The organism is Nocardioides sp. BE266 (assembly GCF_031457855.1).
GTDB lineage: Bacteria > Actinomycetota > Actinomycetes > Propionibacteriales > Nocardioidaceae > Nocardioides.
The window spans coordinates 80,438-103,111 of the sequence record NZ_JAURTI010000006.1; the positions used below are offsets into that span (position 1 = coordinate 80,438).

21 protein-coding genes are annotated in these 22,674 nt (G+C 72.1%); 19 read left to right on the forward strand and 2 right to left on the reverse strand.

The genetic code is table 11. The annotated features are described in order from the left end of the window. Window positions 1–73: 73 nt before the first annotated feature. From J2X46_RS18370 to J2X46_RS18390, 5 genes are all read left to right on the forward strand, one after another. A complete protein-coding gene (locus tag J2X46_RS18370; protein ID WP_310253122.1) occupies window positions 74–1,540 on the forward strand; it encodes an MFS transporter in 1,467 nt (488 codons plus the stop codon). Continuing rightward, window positions 1,540–3,648, forward strand: a complete 2,109-nt coding sequence (locus J2X46_RS18375; protein WP_310253123.1) for a molybdopterin oxidoreductase family protein — start codon at window positions 1,540–1,542, stop codon at window positions 3,646–3,648. The genes J2X46_RS18370 and J2X46_RS18375 overlap by 1 nt, the downstream gene beginning before the upstream one ends. Continuing rightward, window positions 3,645–5,057: an FAD-dependent oxidoreductase gene (locus tag J2X46_RS18380; protein ID WP_310253124.1), complete on the forward strand. Its 1,413-nt coding sequence runs from the start codon at window positions 3,645–3,647 to the stop codon at window positions 5,055–5,057. The genes J2X46_RS18375 and J2X46_RS18380 overlap by 4 nt, the downstream gene beginning before the upstream one ends. An 83-nt stretch (window positions 5,058–5,140) precedes the next feature. Next, window positions 5,141–5,809, forward strand: coding sequence for a hypothetical protein (locus J2X46_RS18385; RefSeq protein WP_310253125.1), 669 nt, complete (start codon window positions 5,141–5,143; stop codon window positions 5,807–5,809). A gap of 29 nt (window positions 5,810–5,838) precedes the next feature. After that, window positions 5,839–6,249 (forward strand): VOC family protein, encoded by a 411-nt coding sequence (locus tag J2X46_RS18390; RefSeq protein WP_310253127.1) that lies wholly within the window; start codon window positions 5,839–5,841, stop codon window positions 6,247–6,249. Here J2X46_RS18390 and J2X46_RS18395 read toward each other — a convergent pair. Further along, window positions 6,227–6,652: a GNAT family N-acetyltransferase gene (locus J2X46_RS18395; protein WP_310253129.1), complete on the reverse strand. Its 426-nt coding sequence runs from the start codon at window positions 6,650–6,652 to the stop codon at window positions 6,227–6,229. The two genes, J2X46_RS18390 and J2X46_RS18395, sit on opposite strands and share 23 nt — an antisense overlap. 64 nt (window positions 6,653–6,716) lie before the next feature. On the opposite strand from J2X46_RS18395, the gene J2X46_RS18400 reads away from it, so the two are divergent. Beyond that, complete coding sequence (locus tag J2X46_RS18400) at window positions 6,717–7,178, forward strand: SRPBCC family protein (protein ID WP_310253131.1); 462 nt, start codon at window positions 6,717–6,719, stop codon at window positions 7,176–7,178. A 1-nt stretch (window position 7,179) separates the two neighbouring features. Here J2X46_RS18400 and soxR read toward each other — a convergent pair whose 3' ends face one another. Continuing rightward, window positions 7,180–7,659: a redox-sensitive transcriptional activator SoxR gene (gene soxR, locus J2X46_RS18405; protein WP_310253133.1), complete on the reverse strand. Its 480-nt coding sequence runs from the start codon at window positions 7,657–7,659 to the stop codon at window positions 7,180–7,182. Window positions 7,660–7,709: 50 nt separating this feature from the next. Here soxR and J2X46_RS18410 point away from each other — a divergent pair, with 50 nt between their 5' ends. The 13 genes from J2X46_RS18410 to J2X46_RS18465 all read left to right on the forward strand — a co-directional run bounded on the left by J2X46_RS18410 (window position 7,710) and on the right by J2X46_RS18465 (window position 22,649). Further along, window positions 7,710–8,417 (forward strand): SDR family oxidoreductase, encoded by a 708-nt coding sequence (locus J2X46_RS18410; protein ID WP_310253135.1) that lies wholly within the window; start codon window positions 7,710–7,712, stop codon window positions 8,415–8,417. After that, window positions 8,414–9,466, forward strand: a complete 1,053-nt coding sequence (locus J2X46_RS18415) for an S-adenosylmethionine:tRNA ribosyltransferase-isomerase (protein ID WP_310253137.1) — start codon at window positions 8,414–8,416, stop codon at window positions 9,464–9,466. The genes J2X46_RS18410 and J2X46_RS18415 overlap by 4 nt, the downstream gene beginning before the upstream one ends. A 331-nt stretch (window positions 9,467–9,797) precedes the next feature. Further along, window positions 9,798–10,745, forward strand: coding sequence for a hypothetical protein (locus J2X46_RS18420; RefSeq protein WP_310253139.1), 948 nt, complete (start codon window positions 9,798–9,800; stop codon window positions 10,743–10,745). After that, window positions 10,745–11,611 (forward strand): alpha/beta hydrolase, encoded by an 867-nt coding sequence (locus J2X46_RS24120; RefSeq protein ID WP_397215132.1) that lies wholly within the window; start codon window positions 10,745–10,747, stop codon window positions 11,609–11,611. The genes J2X46_RS18420 and J2X46_RS24120 overlap by 1 nt, the downstream gene beginning before the upstream one ends. Next, window positions 11,569–11,769 (forward strand): S-adenosylmethionine:tRNA ribosyltransferase-isomerase, encoded by a 201-nt coding sequence (locus J2X46_RS18425; protein ID WP_397215135.1) that lies wholly within the window; start codon window positions 11,569–11,571, stop codon window positions 11,767–11,769. Before J2X46_RS24120 ends, J2X46_RS18425 begins: the two co-directional genes overlap by 43 nt. A gap of 19 nt (window positions 11,770–11,788) precedes the next feature. Further along, window positions 11,789–12,781, forward strand: coding sequence for an NADP-dependent oxidoreductase (locus tag J2X46_RS18430; protein ID WP_310253142.1), 993 nt, complete (start codon window positions 11,789–11,791; stop codon window positions 12,779–12,781). Between the two features lie 9 nt (window positions 12,782–12,790). Further along, window positions 12,791–13,213, forward strand: coding sequence for an SRPBCC family protein (locus J2X46_RS18435; RefSeq protein ID WP_310253144.1), 423 nt, complete (start codon window positions 12,791–12,793; stop codon window positions 13,211–13,213). Between the two features lie 60 nt (window positions 13,214–13,273). Further along, complete coding sequence (locus J2X46_RS18440; protein ID WP_310253147.1) at window positions 13,274–13,933, forward strand: phosphatase PAP2 family protein; 660 nt, start codon at window positions 13,274–13,276, stop codon at window positions 13,931–13,933. 76 nt (window positions 13,934–14,009) lie between these two features. Further along, on the forward strand, window positions 14,010–16,604 hold the full coding sequence (nirB, locus tag J2X46_RS18445; RefSeq protein ID WP_310253149.1) for a nitrite reductase large subunit NirB: 2,595 nt from the start codon (window positions 14,010–14,012) through the stop codon (window positions 16,602–16,604). Then, window positions 16,601–16,942 (forward strand): nitrite reductase small subunit NirD, encoded by a 342-nt coding sequence (gene nirD, locus J2X46_RS18450; RefSeq protein WP_310253150.1) that lies wholly within the window; start codon window positions 16,601–16,603, stop codon window positions 16,940–16,942. Before nirB ends, nirD begins: the two co-directional genes overlap by 4 nt. Then, entirely contained in the window at window positions 16,939–18,051 is a 1,113-nt protein-coding gene (locus J2X46_RS18455) for a uroporphyrinogen-III synthase (protein WP_310253151.1), read from the forward strand. The genes nirD and J2X46_RS18455 overlap by 4 nt, the downstream gene beginning before the upstream one ends. Before the next feature lie 48 nt (window positions 18,052–18,099). Beyond that, the gene (locus J2X46_RS18460; RefSeq protein WP_310253153.1) at window positions 18,100–21,339 is read left to right on the forward strand and encodes a hypothetical protein; all 3,240 of its coding nucleotides are present in this window, start codon (window positions 18,100–18,102) and stop codon (window positions 21,337–21,339) included. Next, on the forward strand, window positions 21,336–22,649 hold the full coding sequence (locus tag J2X46_RS18465) for an SWIM zinc finger family protein (RefSeq protein ID WP_310253154.1): 1,314 nt from the start codon (window positions 21,336–21,338) through the stop codon (window positions 22,647–22,649). The genes J2X46_RS18460 and J2X46_RS18465 overlap by 4 nt, the downstream gene beginning before the upstream one ends. Window positions 22,650–22,674: the final 25 nt, after the last annotated feature.

A 22,674-nucleotide genomic window follows, 5' to 3' on the forward strand; every position in this document is an offset into this window, starting at 1 on the left:
GTGAGGAAGATGTGACGACTCCGCCACCGCAGCGGCAGCGCGGGTGACACACACGCGACCGAGGCTCGTCGGCATGAGCACGCAGACCCCCCGCCACACCCGCCGCTGGATCGAGGACTGGCGTCCCGAGGACGCCGAGTTCTGGGAGACCACCGGCCGGACCGTCGCCCGCCGCAACCTCGTCTGGTCGATCTTCGCCGAGCACGTCGGCTTCTCGGTCTGGCTGATCTGGAGCGTCTCGTCGGCGTTCCTGCTCGCCCAGGGCTTCGAATTCACTCCCCAGCAGCTGTTCCTGCTGGTGGCGCTGCCCAACCTCGTCGGCTCGCTGCTCCGGCTGCCGTACACCTTCGCGGTGCCGAAGTTCGGCGGTCGCAACTGGACGATCGCCAGCGGCGCGATGCTGCTGGTGCCCACCCTCCTCTTCGCGTACGCCGTCCAGGACCCGTCGACGCCCTACTGGGTCTTCTGCCTGATCGCGGCCACCGCGGGCGTCGGGGGTGGCAACTTCGCCTCCTCGATGGCCAACATCAACTTCTTCTACCCCTCGGACAAGAAGGGCACGGCGCTCGGCCTCAACGCGGCCGGCGGCAACCTCGGCGTCTCGCTCATCCAGCTGCTTCTCCCGGTGGTGGTCGGCGGCGCCGGGATCTTCGGCCTGGTCAAGGCCTCGGACGGCGGCATCCACCTCGAGCGGGCGGCGTACCTCTATGCGGGGCTGGCGCTGCTCGCGACCGCAGCCGCGTGGCTGCGGATGGACAACCTCAGCACCGTCACCTCCTCGCCGCGCGAGCAGCTGCAGGTGGTGCGGCAGAGGCAGACTTGGCTGCTGTCGCTGCTCTACATCGGCACCTTCGGGTCGTTCATCGGCTACTCCGCCGCGATGCCGCTGCTGATCAAGCTGAACTTCTGGGTGCCGGAGCCGGCGCCGCTCGGCACCGGCATCTACTTCGCGTTCTACGCCTTCCTCGGCGCCGGTGTCGGCTCGCTGACGCGCCCGTTCGGCGGGTGGCTGGCCGACCGCCTCGGCGGTGCGCGGGTCACGCTCGGCGCCTTCGTCGCGATGGTCGCCTTCACGCTCGGCGTGCTCTGGACAGTCAGTCAGCTGACGCCGAACCCGACTGCCGATCCGTCGATCGCGACCGACAACGCGGGCTGGTTCCCGCTGTTCCTCGGCTTCTTCCTCTGCATCTTCGCCGCGACCGGCATCGGCAACGGCTCGGTCTACAAGATGATCCCCGCGCTCTGGAAGGCCCACGCCGAGCGCTCGACCGCCCCCGGTACGGCGTCCCGCACCGCCGCGCTGACGACCGCCACCCGGCAGTCGTCCTCCGCGCTCGGCGTGATCGGTGCGGTGGGTGCGGTCGGCGGCTTCCTCGTGCCGCTCGCCTTCGCGGCGCCGTGGGTGACCGACCCGCTGGCGGCCACCCGGGCGGCGTTCACCGTCTTCACCGGCTACTACCTGCTGTGCGCGCTGCTGACCTGGGCGCTCTACCTCCGTCGTCCGGTCCAGGCCCACGGGCTGGCGGCCGCGGAGATCTGATGACCGGCACGTCGACCGAGACCCACTGCCCCTACTGCTCGCTGCAGTGCGGGATGCGCCTGGCCGGTCGGCGTACGCCCGAGGTGGAGGCGTGGGAGGAGTTCCCGGTCAACCAGGGAGCGCTGTGCCGCAAGGGCTGGTCGGCCGCCGGGTTGTACGGCAGTCGCGAGCGGCTGACCTCGCCGCTGGTGCGCGACCGGGCGACCGGCGAGTGGTCGGCGGTGTCGTGGGACGACGCGCTCGACCGGGTCGCGGCCGGGATCCGCGCGGCGCAGGCTGCGAAGGGACCGGACGGGGTCGCAGTCTTCGGCGGTGGCGGGCTCACCAACGAGAAGGCGTACTCCCTCGGCAAGCTGGCGCGCGCCGCGCTCGGCACCTCGCAGATCGACTACAACGGCCGGTGGTGCATGTCGTCGGCCGCCTCCGCGGGGATCCGGGCCTTCGGCGTCGACCGCGGGCTGCCGTTCCCGCTCGCCGACGTCGAGGAGGCCGACGTGCTCGTGCTCGTCGGCTCCAACCTCGCCGAGACCATGCCGCCGGCTGCGCGGCACCTCGACCGGCTGCGGGAGCGGGGTGGCCGCGTCGTGGTGATCGACCCCAGGCGTACGCCGACCGCCGACCGCGGCGACCTGCACCTCCAGCCGGTGCCGGGGACCGACCTGGCCCTCGCGCTCGGGGTGCTGCACCTGCTCGTCGCCGCCGGTGCGGTGGACGAGGACTACCTCGCCGCCCGGACGACCGGCTGGGCGGCGGTGAAGGAGTCGGTCGCCTCCTGGTGGCCCGAGCGCGTGGAGCGGGTGACCGGGATCGAGGCGTCGGAGGTCCGGGCGCTGGCCTCTCTGCTCGGGGGTTTCGAGGCTCGCTCCGCTCGCACCTCAACCGGCGAGAAGCCGAAGGTCATGGTCCTCACCGCCCGCGGCGCCGAGCAGCACTCGACCGGGTCCGACACCGTCCTCGCCTGGATCAACGTTGCCCTCGCGCTGGGCATGGTCGGGAAGAAGGGCGCGGGCTACGGCTGCCTGACCGGCCAGGGCAACGGCCAGGGCGGGCGCGAGCACGGGCAGAAGGCCGACCAGCTGCCCGGCTACCGCCGCATCGACGACCCCGCGGCCCGCGCGCACGTCGCGGAGGTGTGGGGCGTCGAGGCCGACGCACTGCCCGGCCCCGGGCGGTCGGCGTACGAGCTGCTGGACGCGCTCGGCACCGAGGCCGGGCCCTCGGCGATGCTGGTCTTCGGCTCCAACATCGTGGTCAGCGCGCCCCGCGCCACCCACGTCACCGAGCGCCTGGAGTCGCTCGACCTGCTCGTGGTGTGCGACTTCGTGATGTCGGAGACCGCCGCCATCGCCGACGTGGTGCTGCCCGTGACGCAGTGGGCCGAGGAGACCGGGACGATGACCAACCTCGAGGGTCGGGTGGTGCTGCGGCAGCGGGCGGTCACCCCGCCGTCGGGCGTGCGCTCCGACCTCGACGTGATGGCCGGCCTCGCCGCGCGGCTCTCGGACGTGCCGTTCGCGACGGAGCCCGAGGAGGTCTTCGCCGAGCTCGGCCGGGCCTCCGCCGGCGGTGTGGCTGACTACTCGGACATCACCTACGACCGGATCCGGTCGGAGGGTGGCGTGTTCTGGGGAGGTGAGCGGCTCTTCGGGTCGTCGTTCGCGCACCACGACGGGCGCGCGCGGATGCTGGTCGTGGAGCACCGCGGTGCCGCCGAGCAGCCGTGCGCTGACTTCCCGGTGCACCTGACGACCGGACGGGTGCTCGCGCACTACCAGTCCGGCGCCCAGACCCGTCGCGTCCGTGCCCTGCCCGACGACGGTCCGTTCGTCGAGGTGCACCCGCTCCTGGCTGGACGCCTCGGGGTCGCAACGGGCGACCCGCTGACGGTCTCGACGCGACGTGGCACGATGACCGCGCCTGCGCGGGTCGTCACCACGATCCGGCCCGACACGGTCTTCGTCCCCTTCCACTGGGTCGGCGCCAACCGGCTCACCAACGACGCCCTCGACCCCGCCTCGCGGATGCCCGAGTTCAAGGTGTGTGCAGCCAGCCTCTCGCCGGTTGGGCAGCGAGGTACGAGCGTGTCGAAACCAGGGCCTGCGTCATGAGCGAGCGGATCGTCGTGGTCGGCGGCGGGATGGCGGCCGTCCGGCTGGCCGAGCAGCTGGTCGGTGCCGACGTCGACCTCACGGTGCTCGCCGACGAGGCGCACGCGCCCTACAACCGGATCCTGCTCTCGGCGGTGCTCGAGGGCACGCACCCTGCCGATGCCCTGACCCTGCGGTCGGAGTCGTGGTTCGCGGAACACGGGATCGACCTGCGCCTCGCGGCGCGGGTGCTCGAGATCGATCGCGACGCCCGCGAGGTCGTGCTGGTCGATGGGGAACGAGTCGCATACGACCGGCTCGTGCTGGCCTGCGGTTCGATCCCCACCCTGCCCCCGATCCGCGGCCTCGTCCGGCGCGACGGCACCCTCGACCCGCGCGTGCACCCGTTCCGCAGCCTCGACGACTGCCGACGCCTGGATCACTCGCTGGTCGAGGTGCGAGCGCAGCGAACCTCGAAACCTGCGCGCGCGGTGGTCGTCGGGGGTGGCCTCCTCGGGCTCCAGGTCGCCCGGGCCCTGGCCGTGCGCGGGCTGCTGACCGAGGTCGTCGAGGGCGCCGACCACCTGCTGCACACGCACCTCGGGCAGCCGGCCGGCCGGGTGCTCGCCCGCGACCTGCGCCGCCTCGGGACCGAGGTCTACACCGGCGCCCGAGCGGTCCGCCTGATCGACGCCGGGCTGGTGCTCGACAACGGCGCGGTGCTGCCCACCGACCTCGTCGTGCTGACCGCCGGCGGCCGCCCGTCGACGGCCCTCGCGCGGCGCGCCGGGCTGATGGTGGGGCGCGGGGTCGTGGTCGACAGCACCCTGGCCAGCGTCACCGACGACCGCATCCACGCCATCGGCGACTGCGCGGAGCACCGGCGCCGGACGACCGGCTTCGTGCCACCGGCGTGGGAGCAGGCGGAGGTGCTCGCCCGGGTGCTGCGCGGCGAGGAGGCGTCGTACGACGGCAGCCGGAGCGTGGCGCGACTTCGTGCCACCGGCCTCGACGTCGCGGTCCTCGGCGACCCGCGGAACGCAGCGGGCGAGGTCGTCGAGGTGACCAACCCGGTCGCCGGCTCGCACCGTCGTCTCGTCGTCCACGGCGGGCGGGTCGTGGCGGCCGAGCTCGTCGGCGACCTGTCCCGGGTCGGGCTGATCACCCAGCTCTACGACCGCGGCACGATCCTCGGCCCCGACGAGCCGGGCCAGCTGCTGCTCCCGGAGGCCGCCGACGCCCCCGCGCCCCTGCCCGACGAGGCCGAGGTGTGCGCCTGTGCCGGCGTCTCGGCGGAGGCGATCCGGGCCTGCGGCTCGGTGTCGGAGTGCGTCGACCGGACCCGCGCGACCACCGGGTGCGGCGGCTGCGCCGATGTCGTACGACGACTCGTGGGGGAGCGCAGCGCGGAGCCGGTCGCCGTCGGCTGACCCGGACCGGCGTCACCCCCTACGGCGCGAGACCTCAGGTCGCGGCTCCGCCTGCCGATGGGAGTGGCGACAAGGAGGTCGAGATGCAGCTGCACGCTGGAGTGGCGCTGCCCCCGGACGTGGTCCGCGAGGCGCTCAACGTCGTACCCGAGCTGGTCGCGTCACGGGCACCGGCTCCGCCGGAGCCCCCCGCGCAAGGCCTGCTGTCGCGGCTGCTCGGCCGTCGGCCTGCGGAGGTGCCCGTCGAGGTGCACGCGCCGGTCGTGTCGCTGCCGCCGGCGCCCCCGCCCGTGTTCATCCGGATGGCCAAGTTCGGCAACGTCACCGCCGACGACGCCGCGGCCCTGGCCAGCGCGTACGAGGCGGCCGCCGCGACCTGGTCCGTGCCCGTGCTGCGCGTCAGCCGGATCCGGGTGACCGAGGAAGCGCCGTACGACGTCATGGTCGAGCTCGAGGGCGACGTCGGCGCCCTGAAGGACATCTATCGCAACGTCTACGAGGTCGCACAGGAGCAGCGCTTCTTCCTGGACCGCCGCGGCTTCCGCAGCGAGGTCAGCCTCGGCCCGGTCGCCGACGTCGAGGACCCCGCGTCGATCGCGGGCGCGGAGGTCGCGCACCTCGGTCGCCTCTGGTCGCCGTCGCACCTGACGCTGCTCCGGCTCTCCTACAACGCCGGCGCGAACTTCTCGGAGTACGCGAGCATCGAGCTGGGCGACGCCGCGCAGGAGATGGGCGCACGCACCTTGGCGTGACGCGGTGGTTCTCGTCGAGGATGGGCTCCATGACCGATGTCCACCTCGATGTCCGGGAGTTCCGGATCACCCTCACCGTCGACGACTTCGACGCCGCCGTACGCCTCTACCGCGACGCGCTCGGCCTGCCCGAGGTGGCTGACTGGAGCAGCGACCAGGGCCGGGTGCTGCTGCTCGACGCCGGGCGCGCGACGCTCGAGCTCTTCGACGAGGCGCAGGCCGCGATGGTGGACGACCTCGAGGTCGGGCGGCGGGTCTCCGGCAAGGTGCGCTTCGCCCTCCAGGTGCCCGACGCCGACGGCGCGGCGGCCTCGCTGGTCGCGGCCGGCGCCACCGCGGTCGCCCATGCGGTCGACACGCCCTGGGGTGACCGCAACGCCCGGGTCGCCGCTCCCGACGGCACGCAGCTGACGCTGTTCACGCTGGGCGAGGGGTCCTGATCATCCACATCGTCGGGTCGGGGAGGGGCGTGAACCCGAAGCCGGCGTAGACCTCGTGGGCATCGCGGGTCGCGAGGAGCGTGCGCTTCACGCCGAGCGCGTCGAGCCGCTCGGCGACGGCCGCCACCAGGCGTTTCCCCAGGCCCCGGCCGCGATGGTCGGCGTCGACGTACACGTCGCAGAGCCAGGCGAAGTTCGCGTGGTCGGTGACGACGCGGGCGTACGCCACCTGCTGCCCGTCGGCGGTGAAGGCGCCGAAGTTGAGCGAGTGCTCGGCGGCCGTGCCGACGGCCTCGCGGGTGCGGCCGAGCGACCAGTACGCGTCGGTGCTGAGCCACCGGTGGACCAGGTCGAGGTCCTGGTCGGCGAGGGCGGTGCGGATCTCGTAGCCGTCGGTGCTCATGCGCGAGATCCTTGCAGTGATCCGGTGCTGGACCGGCGATCTCCGGGAGGTCGATGATGGCCGGATGGGTGAGGCGGAGCTCGAGCTGACACGCACGATCAGGGCGCCGATCGCCGACGTCTTCGACAGGCTCGCCGACGTGGAAGGCCACGACGCGTGGATGCCGCACAAGGGCAGCATCAGGCGCGCGTCACGCCAGACGTCGTCCGGTCCGACCGGCGTCGGCACGACCTACGAGGACTCGACGTTGTTCGGCAAGGCGCCGGGCGAGGTGGTCACGTTCGACCGGCCCGAGCGGCTGGTCTACCACTGGTGGCAGAAGGCCCCGTGGGGAGCGGTGCTCGCCGAGGGCTGGCCGGGCTACACGCTCGAGGCCGTGGGCGAGCGCGAGACGCTCGTGCGCCACCACGCGCGGCTGAGGACGTACGGCATCTACGGTCCCGCGACCGCGGTCATGAAGCGCATCGCGCTGCGCGAGCGGACCGTCGTGCTCGACGCGCTGGAGGCGTCGTTCCGCGAGGCCTGACCTACCCCGACGTACGGCGCGTGGGGTGGGGCTTGCGCAGGGTGTCGGGCAGCAGCTGGGCCCCCGGCCCCTGCCGGGCGGCCCAGTCGCCGGCGTTGGAGAACGCGCACGAGCGCAGGCTCAGGCAGCCGCAGCCGATGCAGCTGTCGAGTCCGCCCTTGAGCCGCTCGAGCGCGGCGATCTGGTCGTCGAGGCGCCGGCGCCAGTGCTGCGAGATGCGGTGCCAGTCGGCCTTGGTGGGGGTGCGGTTGCCCGGCAGCCGGGCGAGCTCGTCGCGGATCTCCTCGATGGTGAGTCCGACGTTGGACGCGGCGCGGATGAAGGCGAGACGGCGGAGCACGTTGCGCTCGAAGCGGCGCTGCCCGCCGCCCGAGCGGTGCGCCTCGATCAGACCCTCGGCCTCGTAGAAGCGGATCGCCGACGCGGCGAAGCCGCTACGACGCGAGATCTCGCCCATCGGAAGCAGGTCTCGGGCATCCATCAGAACTCACCCCTTGAACTCAAGTTCACTTGAACTTGAACCATGGTGCCATGACGACAAAGACGACGAAGACGACGACACGGGTGGCTCTCGTCACCGGGGGATCCGCAGGCCTGGGCCGGGCCCTGGTCCGCGCACTGGCCGCCGAGGGCTGGGACGTCCTGACCGACGGGCGGAGCGAGGAGAAGTTCAAGGAGGCGGAGCTCCCGGAGGGGATGACCGTGGTGGTGGGCGACCTCACCGACGCCGACCACCGCGAGCGGCTCGTGGCCGAGGTCGAGGCGCGCGGCCGGCTCGACCTGCTGGTCCACAACGCCAGCACGCTGGGGCCGCTCCCCATGCGACCGCTCGCCGAGGTGGACATCCCGGACCTGACGCAGGTCTGGCGCACCAACATCGGCGGGCCGCTCGTGCTGACCTCGGCCCTCCTGCCGTGGCTGCGCGAGGGCGACGGCGTACTGCTCTCGATCAGCTCCGACGCCGCGGTGAACCACTACGAGACCTGGGGGCTGTACGGCGCCAGCAAGGCCGCGCTCGACCACGTCACGCTGACCTACGCCGCCGAGACCGGGCTGACCGGCTATGCCGTCGACCCGGGCGACATGCGCACGGCGATGCACCAGGACGCCTTCCCGGGCGAGGACATCTCCGACCGGCCGCTGCCGGAGACCGTGGTGCCGCGCCTGCTCGCCCTGCTGGCCACCCGGCCCACGTCGGGGCGGTACCGGGCCATCGACCTGGGGAGCGACCTCGGATGACGACGCTGCACGAGACACCGCACACTCACTTCACGGCCTCCGCGTTCGCACCTCAGCCCGCCGAGGAACGCGGGCTCGCCCGCGACGAGGTCCGGCTGCTCGTCGGGACACCCGACGGCATCGACCACGTCCGCTTCCGCGACCTGCCCGACCACCTCCACGCCGGCGACGTGCTGGTGGTGAACACCTCCGCCACCGTCAACGCCGAGGTCGACGCCACGCTCGACGGCGAGCCCGTCGTGCTGCACGTCGCCCACCACCTCGAGGACGGCGACCGCGTGGTCGAGCTGCGCACGGCGCCCGATGCCGTCCGCGCCCTGCTCGACGCACGTGAGGGGTCGGTCGTGGTGGTCGGTGACACGCGCCTGGTGCTGCGCGAGCCGTGGCCCGCGGGTGCGCCGTCGTCCCCGACGGGGCACGGGAACCGCCTCTGGCGGGCCGCGGTCCGCGGCGACCTCGACCGCCAGCTCGACTGGAACGGGCGGCCGATCGCCTACGGCTACCTCGACCACCGCTACCCGCTGTCGGCCTACCAGACGGTCTTCGGCTCGCGGCCGGGCAGCGCGGAGATGGCGTCGGCCGGGCGGCCCTTCACCGATGCCCTCGTCACGCGGTTGGTGACGAGCGGCATCCAGGTCGCGCCGGTCACGCTGCACACCGGCGTCTCCTCGCAGGAGGCTGGCGAGGCGCCGGGGCCGGAGTGGTTCGAGGTGCCGCCGACGAGTGCGCGCGTCATCAACGGCGCCCGCAGCAACGCAGGTCGGGTGATCGCTGTCGGCACCACCGCGACCCGCGCGGTCGAGTCGTCCGTGCGCGGCCGGCACGTCGTGGCGAGCCGTGGCTGGACCGACCGGGTCATCACTCCTGCCGACCCGCCGCGCGTCATCGACGGCCTGATCACCGGGTGGCACGACCCGATGGCCTCGCACCTCCTCCTCGTGGAGGCGGTCGCGGGCCGCGGCCTCACCCAGGCGGCGTACGACGCTGCGGTGGCGGAGGGCTACCTCTGGCACGAGTTCGGCGACTCGGCCCTCCTCCTCGGCCGCTGACCACCGCTCTCCTGGCTCGACGTCTCGTCCAAGTCTCGGATCGAAAGTGAACTCGATCCCGACTCGCGCTGTATGAGCACCGGCCGCTCCTGGCAGGACTGGCAACCTTCAATGCTTGTATACGCACGAGTATCTGCGCCTCTAGGCTGCCCGCATGCAAAGGCCTGATGAGTGGATAATTCGACGCGGTTGGTCGGCATATCGAACCGCTTTGGGTTGGGGCGCCGTTGCAGTCGGCGTCTTCGTCGCACTCTCCTTCTTGCTCGCGTCCCGCGCGTCGGACACGAGCGTGAGAGTGGAACAAGTGGCCCAACTTGCACGTGGGTCGGCGATGTTCCTGCTGGCGATGTTGGTCTCTGGGATTGCTGCCATGGCTGCGCTCGAAGGTGCGAAATCGCTCCTGCACCTCCGCGGAACGTTCCATGCGCGCGAGTTCGAGCGGGTCGCAAGCCTCTCGGGGCGCCGCCTCGATTTGGCCGCGGTCCTAAATCCGCCCGAAGCGACGGCGCCGCGGTTGGTTGGCACCGTTGCGCGGCTCGACGTTCCCCTTGAGCAGTTGTGCGCGCAGTTGAGTGCGGGAATGGAGGCGTCGCTCAACAGGTGCGCTTCTGGGCAAGGTACGGCACACGACTTCGCGTTGGCAGAGGTATTTATTGGTTACAGGCGTCCCGTTGAGGAGCGAAATCTCCAAGAATTGATCTACGAGAACGAGATCTTCTCACGGGTCCTTCGAGCAAGCGGCCTCGACGACTTAGCGAACAGGCTGGAGGACTTCGACGAACACGTGCGATACGAGGCGAGAAGAATCGTAGAGCTGGGACCAGACAGCGAAAGTCTGCTAGCGGAATTGTTGCGGCATTTTTCCGCTGTTCAGGCTCAAGTGCTTGAGACGATACGCGCGACGGATCGGAACGATCGCACTGAGAGTTTCCCGGCAGCCGCCATTCGCTGGTCGGAGGAGGGGCACACCGTCCTGGTCATGTTGAGCGGCGACGCTACTCAACGCCCAATCGATGAACGCACACTAAATTCAGCAAGGTCTGAATTGGAACGCTGGTTGGACGAGTTGCAAGTTGCAATTGGAACTCGATGGCGTTGGGTGCTTGGATTCGGGTCATCATGCGCAGCTGCGCTGATTGCTGGCGTCTCCTTGGTGGCATTTCCAATGTCTGCGGTGCAGAACATTGGGGTGATACTCGGCGCGTTTGTGTTTGGCGGGTACTTTGCTGGCTTCGCCCGAGACCTGAGTGCAATTCCACAACGCAGGCGGCTTCACTGATGTCGGCTCCTCTAGAGTGGACCGTTCGGCAGCGGAAGGAGGGCGGCGATCTCAGGCCGCTGGACTCGAAGTTCGGGCGACCGGAGGGTTACTCGAAGCTGACAATATGGATTCATGGGTTCAACAACACCGAATATGCAATTTCCGATATTTGGGAGCAGACGCATACGCGCGCTCGCGAACTGTCCAATTCTCAACTCCGAGGCACGGTTTGGTTTTTCTGGCCCGGGGAATCCTCGGCCAAGCGGGGAGTCTCGGCTGCCTTGTACTTCATGGACGTTCGCACCGCGGTGCAAGCGGGCGACGCATTGGCTGCGTATCTAGCTGCCATAGAGCCGGAGAATCCCGGCCTGAAGGTGAATTTGGTCGCTCACTCCCTTGGGTCACGTGTGGCCCTTCAAGCCGCAAAGCGGCTCAAGTCGCTGGACGGTCCCAAGGTCGAAACTCTGCTGCTCTTCGCTGCCGCCACGGCTGAAGGCTTGTGTGCTCCGGGTGGGCCATACGCGGATCGCCTGGCAGAGCGCGAGATCATATTGTTCTCTCGCGACGACGCTGTGCTAAAGCGGTTCTTCCGTCCGGGGCAACGTATGGCGCGCTTGCTTCGCGGAGAAGTTGACCCTGGTGAACTGAAGGATGCAATTGGCTTCTCTGGGGGACCGCCCCAGCGGTGGGAGAAATATGCGGACTCGTGTGGATACGGTCACAGCGACTATTGGCTCTTAGATCAGGGCATTCTAGAGATCGCACGGCTTGCTCGGAATCAAACGACTCCGAAGTTGCCCCGCGAGCGCCTCGTTGCTGGTGCACCTCGACATGAGCGCTTGTGTCAGATCCGAACCTTGCGAGGACGACACTTGCGCGCGTAACGACCACGTCGTGTTGGCACGACCCGATGGCCTCCCACCTCCTCCTCGTGGAGGCGGTCGCGGGCCGCGGCCTCACCCAGGCGGCGTACGACGCTGCAGTGGCGGAGGGCTACCTCTGGCACGAGTTCGGCGACTCGGCCCTCCTCCTCAGCCGCTGACCACCGCCATACTGGCCGCGTGCGTGCGGCGGTGCGGACCGAATACGGCGGCCCGGAGGTGGTCGACCTCGTCGACCTGCCCGAGCCCACGCCCGGACCCGGCGAGATCCTGGTCCGCGTCCACGCCACCACCGTCAATCGCACCGACTGCGCCTACCGGTCCGGCCACCCGTGGATCAACAAGGCCGTCTGCGGGTGGCCGAGGCCGCGGGTGCAGGTGCTCGGCTCGGAGTACGCCGGTGTGGTCGCGGCGCTCGGACGCGGCGTCGAGCAGTACGCCGTCGGCGACCGGGTCCTCGGGTTCGTCGAGGGACGGGCGGGCGCGCACGCCGAGCTGGTCGCGGTCCCGGTCGGGTCGCTGGTCGCCCCGGTCCCGGAGGGCATCGAGATGGCGGAGGCCGCGGCCGGGATGGAGGGCGCGCACTACGCCCACGCCTGCCTGAGGGTCACCGGGATCGGCCGGGGCGACCGTGCGCTGGTCCACGGCGCGACCGGAGGCATCGGCAGCGCGGCGGTGCAGCTGATGCGGGCTGAGGGCGTCGAGGTCACCGCGGTGTGCGACCGGCTGCCGCCCGACCGGCCCGACCTGCTGACCGAGATCGGCGCGGCGCACGTCGTCGTACAGGGCCGTGAGCGGGTGCCTGCGTCGGTGGGCAGCGGCTTCGACGTGGTGCTCGACGCGACCGGCCACCTCTCGTTCCGGGAGGCGCTGCCCCTGCTGCGGCCGGGCGGCACGTACGTCTCCTCCGAGCTGGGTCGCGGCGCCCAGAACCTCGTGCTCGCCGCCGTAGGCCCGCTCGCCCGGGCCGCCGGTCGCCGGCACGCCCGCTTCCCGTTCCCGCACGCCGACGCCGACCTCGCCGCCCACCTGGCCGGGCTGATGGCGAGCGGCGCCTACCGGCCCGTCGTCGATCGCACCTACGCCTTCGACGACCTGCGGGAGGCGTATGCGTACGTCGACAGCGGTCGCAAGGTCGGCAACGTCGTGGTCGTCATGCCGCCCCGCTCGTAGGCTGGCGACATGCCGGGTCTCCAGCACTCCGTCACCATCTCGGCTCCTCCGGAGCTGGTCTGGGCGATCGTCATCGACGTCGACGACTGGCCGCGGCGGATCCCGACCGTCGACTCGCTCGAGCGGCTCGACCCGGGCCCCCTCGCCGTCGGCTCACGCGTCCGGCTGCGCCAGCCCCGGCTGCCCGAGGCGTTGTGGACGGTGACCGAGCTCGACGAGGGTCGCTCGTTCACGTGGGTGTCGACGTCGCCCGGGGTCGAGATCACCGCTGCCCACCTGGTCGAGTCCGCTCCCGGAGGCAGCCGGCTCACGCTCGACCTCAGCCTGACCGGCCGGATCGCCCCGGTCGGGTGGCTGATGACCAAGCGGCTCTCGCAGCGCTACGTGGCGACCGAAGCGGCCTCGATCAAGGCAGCCGCTGAGGGCGGATAGGCCGCGACGCTCCTCCCTGCGGGTGGACGCGGCGGCGACGACGTGCGGCAGTCTCGGCCCGTGACCTCACCCGACCACCGCGCGACCGCCCGCACGCTGGGCCTCGTCTGGGCGGCCCTCATGGTGGGCGTCCTGGCCTGGGGGTGGGTCCTCACCGGCCCGCTCGAGTCGGTCATCGACCCGTGGGACGACGGTGTCGAGCGCAGCATCGCCGCCCAGCGCACGGCCGATCTCGACGTGGCAGCGGCCATCGGCAGCGGCCTGGCAGACACGCTCGTCGGCGTCCTGCTCGCCGTGGTCGTGGCCGGGCTCCTCGCGTGGTGGCAGCGGTCGTGGCGCCCGGCGGCGTACTTCGCCGTCCTCGTCAGCGGCTACCTCGCCCTCTACGTGATCGTCACGCACCTCGTCACTCGCGACCGGCCGCCGGTGAAGATCCTCGATCCCGGCCTGATCCCCGACCACAGCTATCCCTCCGGGCACGTCGCGACCTCGATCGTGGTCTACGGCGGGATCGCCCTGTGGTTCGCCGTCGTCGCACCCCGCTGGCGCCGGTGGACCTGGCCGCTGTTCCTGGTCCCGCTCGTCGTGGCGCCCTCGCGGCTCTACCAGGGCGCGCACCACCCGACCGACGTGCTGACGAGCTTTGTCTTCGCCACCGTCTGGCTCGTCCTGGTCGCGCGCGTCCTCCTGTCGCGGGCTTCGGAGCCGCCGCCCCAGTGAGGCCGTGCCGGCCAGTTTTCACAGGCGAAACATTCGCCCGACGACCGGGAAACATCGCGAACCTAGGTTCCTCGGCATGAGCAAGCGCCAGCGGATCGTCGTCGTCGGGCACGGCATGGTGGGCCACCGGTTCGCCCAGGCCGCGGTCGAGCGCGGCCTCACCGAGACCCACGACGTGCTGGTCGTGGGCGAGGAGCCGCGGGCGGCCTACGACCGGGTCGCGCTCACCAGCTGGTTCGGCCACGAGGCCGACGGCAACGGCGACGAGGCGCTCACCCTCCTCCCCGGAGGTGAGTACGACGACCCCCGCGTGCGGCTGGTCCTCGACAGCGTCGTGACCGAGGTCGACCGGGCCGAGCGGACCGTCACGGTCGTCTCGCCGCCGAGCGCCGTCGGCGACCCGCTCGCCCACCCCGGCGCCGTCACCGTGCACGAGTACGACGTCCTGGTGCTCGCGACCGGTGCCGCACCGTTCGTCCCGCCGGTCGAGGGGCGCGGCAAGGCCGGCTGCTTCGTCTACCGCACGATCGAGGACCTCCGGGCGATCAAGGCCGCCAGCGCGACCGCGACCAGCGGCATCGTGATCGGCGGCGGCCTGCTCGGCCTCGAGGCAGCGAACGCGCTCGTCCAGCTCGGCCTCGACACCCACGTCGTGGAGATGGCGCCGCGGTTGATGCCGGTCCAGCTCGACGGCGCGGCGGGCTCGACCCTGGTCCGCCACATCGAGCGGCTGGGCGTCACCGCCCACACCGGCGTACTCACTGAGGAGGTCGAGGGTGGGGAGGCCGTCACCGGACTGCGTATGAGGCAGGCCGGCACGGAGGAGGGCGCGCCCACGACGACCGTCGAGGCGCAGGTCGTGGTGTTCTCGGCCGGCATCCGCCCGCGCGACGCGCTGGCCCGCGAGTGCGACCTCGACGTCGCGGAGCGCGGCGGCGTGCTGGTCGACGAGCAGTGCCGCACGAGCGACCCGGCGATCTTCGCGATCGGCGAGTGCGCGGCGCCCGGCGGCAAGATGTACGGCCTGGTGGCGCCGGGCTACGCGATGGCCGAGGTCGTCGTCGACGCGCTGCTCGACGGTCCGGGCACGTTCACCGGCGCCGACATGTCCACCAAGCTCAAGCTCCTCGGCGTCGACGTGGCCAGCTTCGGCGACGCCTTCGCCACGACGCCGGACTCCCTCGAGCTCGTCTACTCCGACGCGGTCGCCGGGGTCTACAAGAAGCTCGTCCTCACCGAGGACGGCACCCGGCTGCTCGGCGGCATCCTGGTCGGCGACGCGTCGGCCTACGGCGTGCTCCGGCCGATGGTGAGCAGCGGGCTGGCCCTCCCCGACAACCCCGAGCAGCTGATCCTCCCGGCCAGCAGCGGGGTGCAGCTGGGCATGCCCGACGAGGCGCAGGTCTGCTCGTGCAACGACGTGACGAAGGCCGACATCCTCCACGCGGTCGCCGAGCAGGGCTGCGAGGACGTCGCCGCGGTCAAGCAGTGCACCCGCGCCGGCAGCACCTGCGGCTCCTGCGTGCCGACGGTGAAGAACCTCATCGAGGAGCACTTCGCCAGCGTCGGGAAGGTCGTCGACAAGGGCCTCTGCGAGCACTTCCGGCTCACCCGGCAGGAGCTCTTCGACGTCGTCGCGGTGCACGGCTACCGCCGCTTCGACGACATCGTCGAGGCCCACGGCACCGGCCGCGGCTGCGACATCTGCAAGCCCGCGATCGCCAGCATCCTGGCCAGCCAGACCAGCACCCACATCCTCGAGCGGGAGACCGCCGAGCTCCAGGACACCAACGACGCCTACCTCGCCAACATCCAGCGCAACGGCACCTACTCGGTCGTCCCGCGCATCCCCGGCGGCGAGATCACCCCGGAGAAGCTGATCGTGATCGGCGAGGTCGCCCGCGACTTCGACCTCTACACGAAGATCACCGGCGGCCAGCGCATCGACCTCTTCGGCGCCCGGATGGAGCAGTTGCCTGCGATCTGGCGGCGCCTCGTCGACGCCGGCTTCGAGTCCGGCCACGCCTACGGCAAGTCGCTGCGCACCGTGAAGTCGTGCGTCGGCTCGACCTGGTGCCGCTACGGCGTGCAGGACTCGGTCGGCCTCGCGATCGCCCTCGAGCTGCGCTACCGCGGGCTGCGCAGCCCCCACAAGCTCAAGGGCGGCGTCAGCGGCTGCGCCCGCGAGTGCGCCGAGGCGCGCGGCAAGGACTTCGGCGTCATCGCGACCGAGAAGGGCTGGAACCTCTACGTCGGCGGCAACGGCGGCGCCAACCCGGCCCACGCACGGCTGCTCGCCGGCGACCTCGACACCGCGACGCTGGTGTCGTACCTCGACCGCTTCCTCATGTACTACGTCCGCACCGCCGACCGGCTCCAGCGCACCTCGACCTGGATCGACCAGCTCGAGGGCGGGCTCGACCGGGTGCGCGAGGTCGTGGTCGACGACGCCCTCGGCCTCGGCGCCGACCTGGAGGCGGAGATGGCACGGCACGTCGGTGGGTACGCCGACGAGTGGCGCGCGACGCTGGAGGACCCGGAGAAGCTCGCTCGCTTCGTGTCGTTCGTCAACGCGCCCGACACCCCCGACCCGTCGATCGCCTTCACGACCGAGCGCGACCAGATCCAGCCGATCGCCCCGGCGCTGATCCCGGTCGGAGCGCCGGCATGACGGCGACGCAGCTGGCCCGGACGGCCGTATGCGCGGTCGAGGCGATCCCGCTCGAGGGCGGCGTGGCCGCGCTCGTCGACGGGCAGGCGGTCGCGGTGTTCCGGACGTACGACGGCTCGGTGCACGCGATCGGCAACGTCGACCCCTTCAGCGGTGCGTCGGTGCTCTCGCGGGGCATCGTCGGCAGCCGCGGCGACGTGCCCGTGGTGAGCTCGCCGATGTACAAGCAGGCCTTCGACCTCCGCACCGGCCGCTGCCTCGACGACGACAGCGCCAGCGTGCCGGCGTACGACGTCACGGTGGTCGACGGCGTCGTCCACGTCGGGGGCGCCACGTGACGGCACTCCCGCTCGACGGCTTCCGGATCGGGGTCACCGCTGCTCGCAAGGCCGAGGAGCAGGTGTCCCTGCTGGAGCGCCGTGGCGCGAAGGTGGAGTGGGCGGCCGCGCTGTCGCTGGAGCCCAACCACGTCGACCTCGCCGAGCTGCTGACCGCGACGAAGGAGGTACTGACCGGGCCGGTGGACTTCTTCCTCGCGACGACCGGCGTCGGGATGAAGACCTGGCTGGAGGCCGCGCAGGACGCAGGTCTCTACGACGACCTGGTCGCCACCCTCGACGCCGCCGAGATCCTCGCCCGCGGCCCGAAGAGCGTCGGCGTGCTGCGCCGGCACGGGCTGCGCGAGCTCTGGGCGCCGGAGTCGGAGTGCTTCGAGGACGTCCTCGCCCACCTGCGCGGCCGCGACCTCAGCGGCAAGCGGATCGTGGTGCAGGAGCACGGGCAGTCGCTCTCGATGGCCGCGCACGCCTTGCGCCGCCAGGGGGCCTCGGTCGTCACGGTGCCGATCTACCGGGTGGCCTCGGCCGACGACCCGGAGCCGATGTTCCACATGATCGACCTGATCGCCGACCGCGAGCTCGACGCGGTCACGTTCACCTCCGCGCCCGCCGTCGGTGCGCTGATGGAGGCGGCCTTCTCGGTCGGGCGGCGCGACGACCTCATCTCCGCCTTCCAGTCCGACGTCGTCGCCTCGTGCGTCGGCCCGGTGACCGCGGCCGCCTTCGAGATGTGGGGCGTGCCGACGATCTTCCCCGAGCGCTCGCGGCTGGCCGGGATGGTCAAGCAGCTGGAGACCGAGCTGCCGACGCGGCGCGACGGAGTCGACGTACGCCTCGCGGACGGGCGCACGCTCATCGTGCACGGCGACTCGCTGATCCTCGACGGCGTGCCGGTCGACCTGTCCCCGGCGCCCGCCTCGGTGCTGATGGCGCTGCTGGTCAATCCCGGCTTCGTGGTCTCGCGTCGGGCGCTGCTCGCCGCGCTGCCCAGCGGCCAGGCCGGGTCCGAGCACGCGGTCGAGATGGCCGTCGCCCGACTGCGCGCCGCGATCGGGACGAAGGCGGTGCTGACGGTCGTCAAGCGGGGCTACCGGCTCGCGGTCGACTGAGCCGCGCGTTCCGGCCCGCGGCGACGGCCGGTGGGTGAGACTGGCCGCGTGACGGGTGGACAGGGGGCCGTCGTCGAGCGGCTGCGTGCCGTGCTGACGAGCGGTGACGTGCAGGCGGCCGACGCCGTGCTGGAGGCGCTGGCGGGCGACGAGCTGCGCGAGGCGAAGCAGTGGTTCGGGGCGAACGAGCGGTCGGTACGCCGTCTCGTCGACGACTCCGTCGGCCGGCACGAGCACCAGTGGTTCGTCCGGGTCCACTGGATCGTCGGCCTGTGCGCGATCCGCCTGTGCGGGCCCCGCACGGCGATCACCCGCATGCCGTGGGACCGGCTGTGGACGTACGGCGGAGGCGAGGCGGCCGAGCCGCTGCTGATGAAGCGACTGCTCGGCCAGCCCGAGGAGTGGGGCGCCGAGTTCGTCGACGCGGGCAGCCGGCTCGCGATCTCGGACAGCAGCGGCGCCTGGACCATGTCGGCGATGCTGCGCCGGGTCATCGACCACCACGGGCTTCCCTGCCCCGAGGGCGCCACCTTCCTCGCGCACTGGCTCGCCGGGACCAGGGCCACGGACTCCCCCGAGGGACTGGCCGAGTGGCTGTCCGGGGACCACCTGATGCCCGACCTGCTGTGGGGCTTCCTGGCCCACGGCGACTGCGGCCGGCACCCCGAGCTCCCGGGGGCGCTCGCGATTCTCGTGGCGCAGGGTCGGGTTGACCGGGCGACGATCGTCGAGTCGGTCCTCGTGCAGCTGACCAGCGGGCCGCGAGTGGGTGCGCAGGGCGTGCTCGTGGGCATCCTGGCCGCCCTCGACGTAGGCCCTGACGAGGTGTCGGGTGGGCTCGGCTACCTGGTCGGCGTGCTGGCCGCGTCGCACCGCACGGTGCAGCCGGTGCTGCTGCCGATGGCCATCGAGCTGGCCACCGACGCCGACGACTGGCAGGCGCTCGTCAGCCTGGTCTCCGGTCGCCCGGAGAAGAAGGCCAAGGAGCTGGTCCTCGCTGGCCTGAAGGCGGCCGCGGGCGCCGGGCAGGTCGGCGGCGACGTGCTGGGCACGCTCCTCGGCGACCTCGGCTCCGGGGACGACGCCGCCTTCGCCGCCAAGGTCGACAAGGTGCGGACCTCGCTCGGCGTCGCCCCGGCGGCGCCCGCCGAGCCCGCCCCGCTGCTGGGCCTCTGGGACCTCGAGCCCGTGCCGCAGGGCGGCATCGCGCGGCCGCCCGACTGGCTGGTCTACCCACGACGGACTCCGGGCTGGCACGACCTGCTGCGACCGTCGTTCGACCGCCGCGACCTCGTCCGTCCGTGGTTGGTCGAGACCACCCTCGAGGCGATGGCAGCCGGCACCTACGACGGGTCCGAGATCGTCACCGCCGCCGACGAGCGGCTCGCCTCCCAGGAGTTCCTCTGCTCGACGATGGTCACGGTCGCCGAGGAGCTCTTCCTGGCCGGCGGGCTGCGCCAGGGCTGGTCCACGGTGCTGCGCGTCGCCGACCTCGCCGCTGGGGCGCCCAAGCGTCCGGCGCGGCTCGCCGACCTCGTGCGCGTCCTGGTGAGGTACGCCCCCGAGGTGCGCGAACCGGGTCCGTTGCCCACCCACCTGGCCGCTCTCGCCGCCGAGCGCGGGACGTCGAAGGCAGCGACCGAGGCGCGCGCCCTGGCCGCGTTGCTCGGCGCCCCCGGGCCGGTCGCTGCGGAGGAACCGGACGCGCCCGGGCGTCGCGGCCTGTGGGACGTGGCGGGCGACCCGCTGCCGACCCGGCCCGAGGACGTACGCATCACGGACGACCCGATCCTGGCCCGGGCGGCTGACCTCGAGGGCCTCAGGGCGTTGCTCTCCGAGGACTTCAACGGCTGGGCGCAGTCGTTCGGCGACGTGTGCTGGTGGCCGACGGGCTACTCGGCCCCGATGAGCCTGACCGGCCTGACCGAACCCGACCGGGTCCTGGCCGCCGTCGTGGCGGCCGTCGGACGGCACGGAGCCGACGAGGTGCGCGAGTCGCTGGGCCGGATCGCGCGCCAGTACGGCCCCGTGCATGTTGTCGCCGCCATCGACTGCTGGGCGGTCGGCGCTCTGGACCTCGCGGCCTTCTGGCGGGTCGCGACCGAGCCGGTCGTATCGGAGAGCACCCTCCTCGACAGATGGCGCGAGCAGGGCGGTTCGCCCCACGACAACAACGCCAGGCGTGCGTCCCTGCCGGCCTTCGCCGACCGGCTTGGCCAGCCGGTGGCCCCCGAGCACGGCGCTCTTGTGGTGCCGTACGAGCTCCACACGCCGCTGTCCCGTTTCATGTTCCTCCGCGCCGCGGAGGCCCTGCTGCGTGCCGAGGACGAGCCGGTGCTGCTCAGCACGCCGACCTGGCGCGACGGCACGCTCGAGGCCGGCGACCTGCTCGAGCGGCTCCGCCTGGTCGCGGGAGGTACGGGCGTCGTCGGCCCGCTCGACCTGGTGCAGGCGCTCCACCGGCTGCGAGACGCCGACCCGCGCCTCGCCGACGAGGTGCCCGACGGCCTGCGCACCGATCAGCGCTTTACCGACCCCGAGGGCCGGGAGGGCCTGGACGCCACGGCGATGGTGCGGGAGTGGTTCGCCGCCGGCGGACTGCCGGAGCTCGTCCCTGCGGCCGCCGACGGCCGCTGGCACGGACGTACGACGACTCCCGTCCCGTTCACCCGGCTCGCGGCCTGGCCGGCCGACCTGGCGGACGACCCGTGGTGCCTGGGGCCGATGCCGGACGCCCTCCGGCTCGTCCCGCGGTGGGTGGACCGGTGCTTCGAGGACGCCTTCCAGGAGTGGTCGCTCTTCGACCCGCGCCACATTCCGAGCTTGGCTGCCGGACGCTACGGCGTGCCGTTCCACGACCGGCTGCTGGCGCTATTGATGACGGTGCACAACCAGAGCAGCTTCCAGGGCTCGCCCACGTTGCTGGTGCTGGCCCGCTCCGGTTGCCTTGAACCTGCCGCGATCGCCGCTGCCGCCCTCGGCCGGCACGAGGCCGGCACCCTGTCGCTGACGCTGCTGACCCGCACCATCCAGCGCGACCTCGAGGCCGCTCTGCCCGCGTTGTGGCCGCTCGCGATGGCGATCGCCGATGCCCTCTGCGGGGCGGCCAGGCGTCCTGCCGCCCTGGCCGAGCTGCTGCGGCTGCTGACGTCGTACGCCCACGAGGTGCCTGCGGAGGCGGCCGTCGTACCTCCGGGGATTCTCGCCCTCGCCGGCGCGAAGGGCTCGACCAAGGCGCACCACGCGGCGCGCGACCTCGTGACCGCCCTCAGGAAGGTGACCCCGTGAGCCACGAATCGACACTGACGTCCTCGTCCGACGGACTGAGCCTGGACCTCCTGACCGGGCCCGCGATGACGCCGAGCGGCCTGGTCACGAGTGGTCGCTTCTTCACCGGTTTCGTCGACCGGGCCGACATCACCGCCGCCGGGCTGCTGGCGGTCGCCGACGTGGCGGGCACCCGCTACGCCGACTTCGGGCAGGCGCAGCGCCTGGCCAACCTCGACCCGGTCGTCACGGCCGGGGGTGACCGACTGCGCTTCGAGTCCATGTCGGGCTGCAACGGCGTCCACGCGCGCTTCGACCTGCTGCCGTCGGGGCTCGGGAGCAGCGAGGTCGGCTTCGGCACGACCAACGTCGACGTCAACCAGCCGCTGCGCACCGCGCTCGCCCGGGTCGGCCGCGACGAGCCGCTCCACGTCGAGGTCGGTGCCGACGAGCTCCAGGTGTCGTCGCTCGACGCGACCCACGTCGAGGCCAAGGTCCGGCTGCCCGACCGCTGGGTGCGCGGACTGGCCGAAGCGGCCCAGGTCCTCGCCGGGATGGAGCCGGTCGCCACGCTCGACGGTGCCGGCGCCCGACGCTTCGTCGCCGGGCTGCCCCGCGTCGCCCCGCCCGGGCCGGAGCTCCACGTGATCCCGCTGCGCGGCGGGTGGCGTACGGCGACCAGGGCCGTGCCCGGCTCGATCCCCCTGCCCGGTGCCTCGCGGCTGCGCGGCAGCGACCGGGTCCTGCGCTTCGCCGAGCGGCTGACCGTGCACAAGCATCCCTACGGCAGCACGGCCTGGGTGTTCGACGTGCCCGGCGGCCGCCTCACCCTCGCCTTGAGCCCGGCGCCGTTCCGCGCGTTCACCGGCGAAGGCACGCTGCTGGCGCTGCTGACGCACCCGGAGGCCGAGCAGGTGGGTCGACGGCTCCTGGAGGTGCTCGGGTGGTCCTCGGTCGTGGACCCGGCCGAGCTCGCCCGGGTGACCGGCCTCCCGGACGACGACGTGCGCGCCGGGCTGGCGTGGCTGTCCGCGTCGGGCCGGCTGGGACGCGACCTGGACGAGTCGGCGTGGTTCCACCGGGAGCTGCCGGTCGACAGCGACGCCGTCGTGCGCCGCAACCCGCGCCTGGTCTCGGCGCAGCGGCTGGTCGAGGCGGGTCGGGTCGCGCCCGGCACCGAGCCGGGGACCTGGGACGTGGGCGGCAGCCGCGGATCGACCTACGTCGTGACCGAGGACCAGCACTGCACGTGTCGCTGGGGCGAGGAGCACCAAGGGACCCGCGGGCCGTGCAAGCACGTGCTGGCCGTACTCCTGCAGCCCCGGGGCTGAGGTGCGCGACCGGTCGGCTGTCACT

Coding starts and splice junctions, on each gene's coding strand:
- J2X46_RS18375 (WP_310253123.1), top strand. CDS start 1,540: ATGACCGGCACGTCGACCGAGACCCACTGCCCCTACTGCTCGCTGCAG.
- J2X46_RS24120 (WP_397215132.1), top strand. CDS start 10,745: ATGTCGGCTCCTCTAGAGTGGACCGTTCGGCAGCGGAAGGAGGGCGGC.
- nirD (WP_310253150.1), top strand. CDS start 16,601: ATGACGGCGACGCAGCTGGCCCGGACGGCCGTATGCGCGGTCGAGGCG.
- J2X46_RS18415 (WP_310253137.1), top strand. CDS start 8,414: ATGACGACGCTGCACGAGACACCGCACACTCACTTCACGGCCTCCGCG.
- J2X46_RS18385 (WP_310253125.1), top strand. CDS start 5,141: ATGCAGCTGCACGCTGGAGTGGCGCTGCCCCCGGACGTGGTCCGCGAG.
- J2X46_RS18395 (WP_310253129.1), bottom strand. CDS start 6,652: ATGAGCACCGACGGCTACGAGATCCGCACCGCCCTCGCCGACCAGGAC.
- J2X46_RS18380 (WP_310253124.1), top strand. CDS start 3,645: ATGAGCGAGCGGATCGTCGTGGTCGGCGGCGGGATGGCGGCCGTCCGG.
- J2X46_RS18410 (WP_310253135.1), top strand. CDS start 7,710: ATGACGACAAAGACGACGAAGACGACGACACGGGTGGCTCTCGTCACC.
- J2X46_RS18435 (WP_310253144.1), top strand. CDS start 12,791: ATGCCGGGTCTCCAGCACTCCGTCACCATCTCGGCTCCTCCGGAGCTG.
- J2X46_RS18370 (WP_310253122.1), top strand. CDS start 74: ATGAGCACGCAGACCCCCCGCCACACCCGCCGCTGGATCGAGGACTGG.
- nirB (WP_310253149.1), top strand. CDS start 14,010: ATGAGCAAGCGCCAGCGGATCGTCGTCGTCGGGCACGGCATGGTGGGC.
- J2X46_RS18420 (WP_310253139.1), top strand. CDS start 9,798: ATGTTCCTGCTGGCGATGTTGGTCTCTGGGATTGCTGCCATGGCTGCG.
- soxR (WP_310253133.1), bottom strand. CDS start 7,659: ATGGATGCCCGAGACCTGCTTCCGATGGGCGAGATCTCGCGTCGTAGC.
- J2X46_RS18390 (WP_310253127.1), top strand. CDS start 5,839: ATGACCGATGTCCACCTCGATGTCCGGGAGTTCCGGATCACCCTCACC.
- J2X46_RS18400 (WP_310253131.1), top strand. CDS start 6,717: ATGGGTGAGGCGGAGCTCGAGCTGACACGCACGATCAGGGCGCCGATC.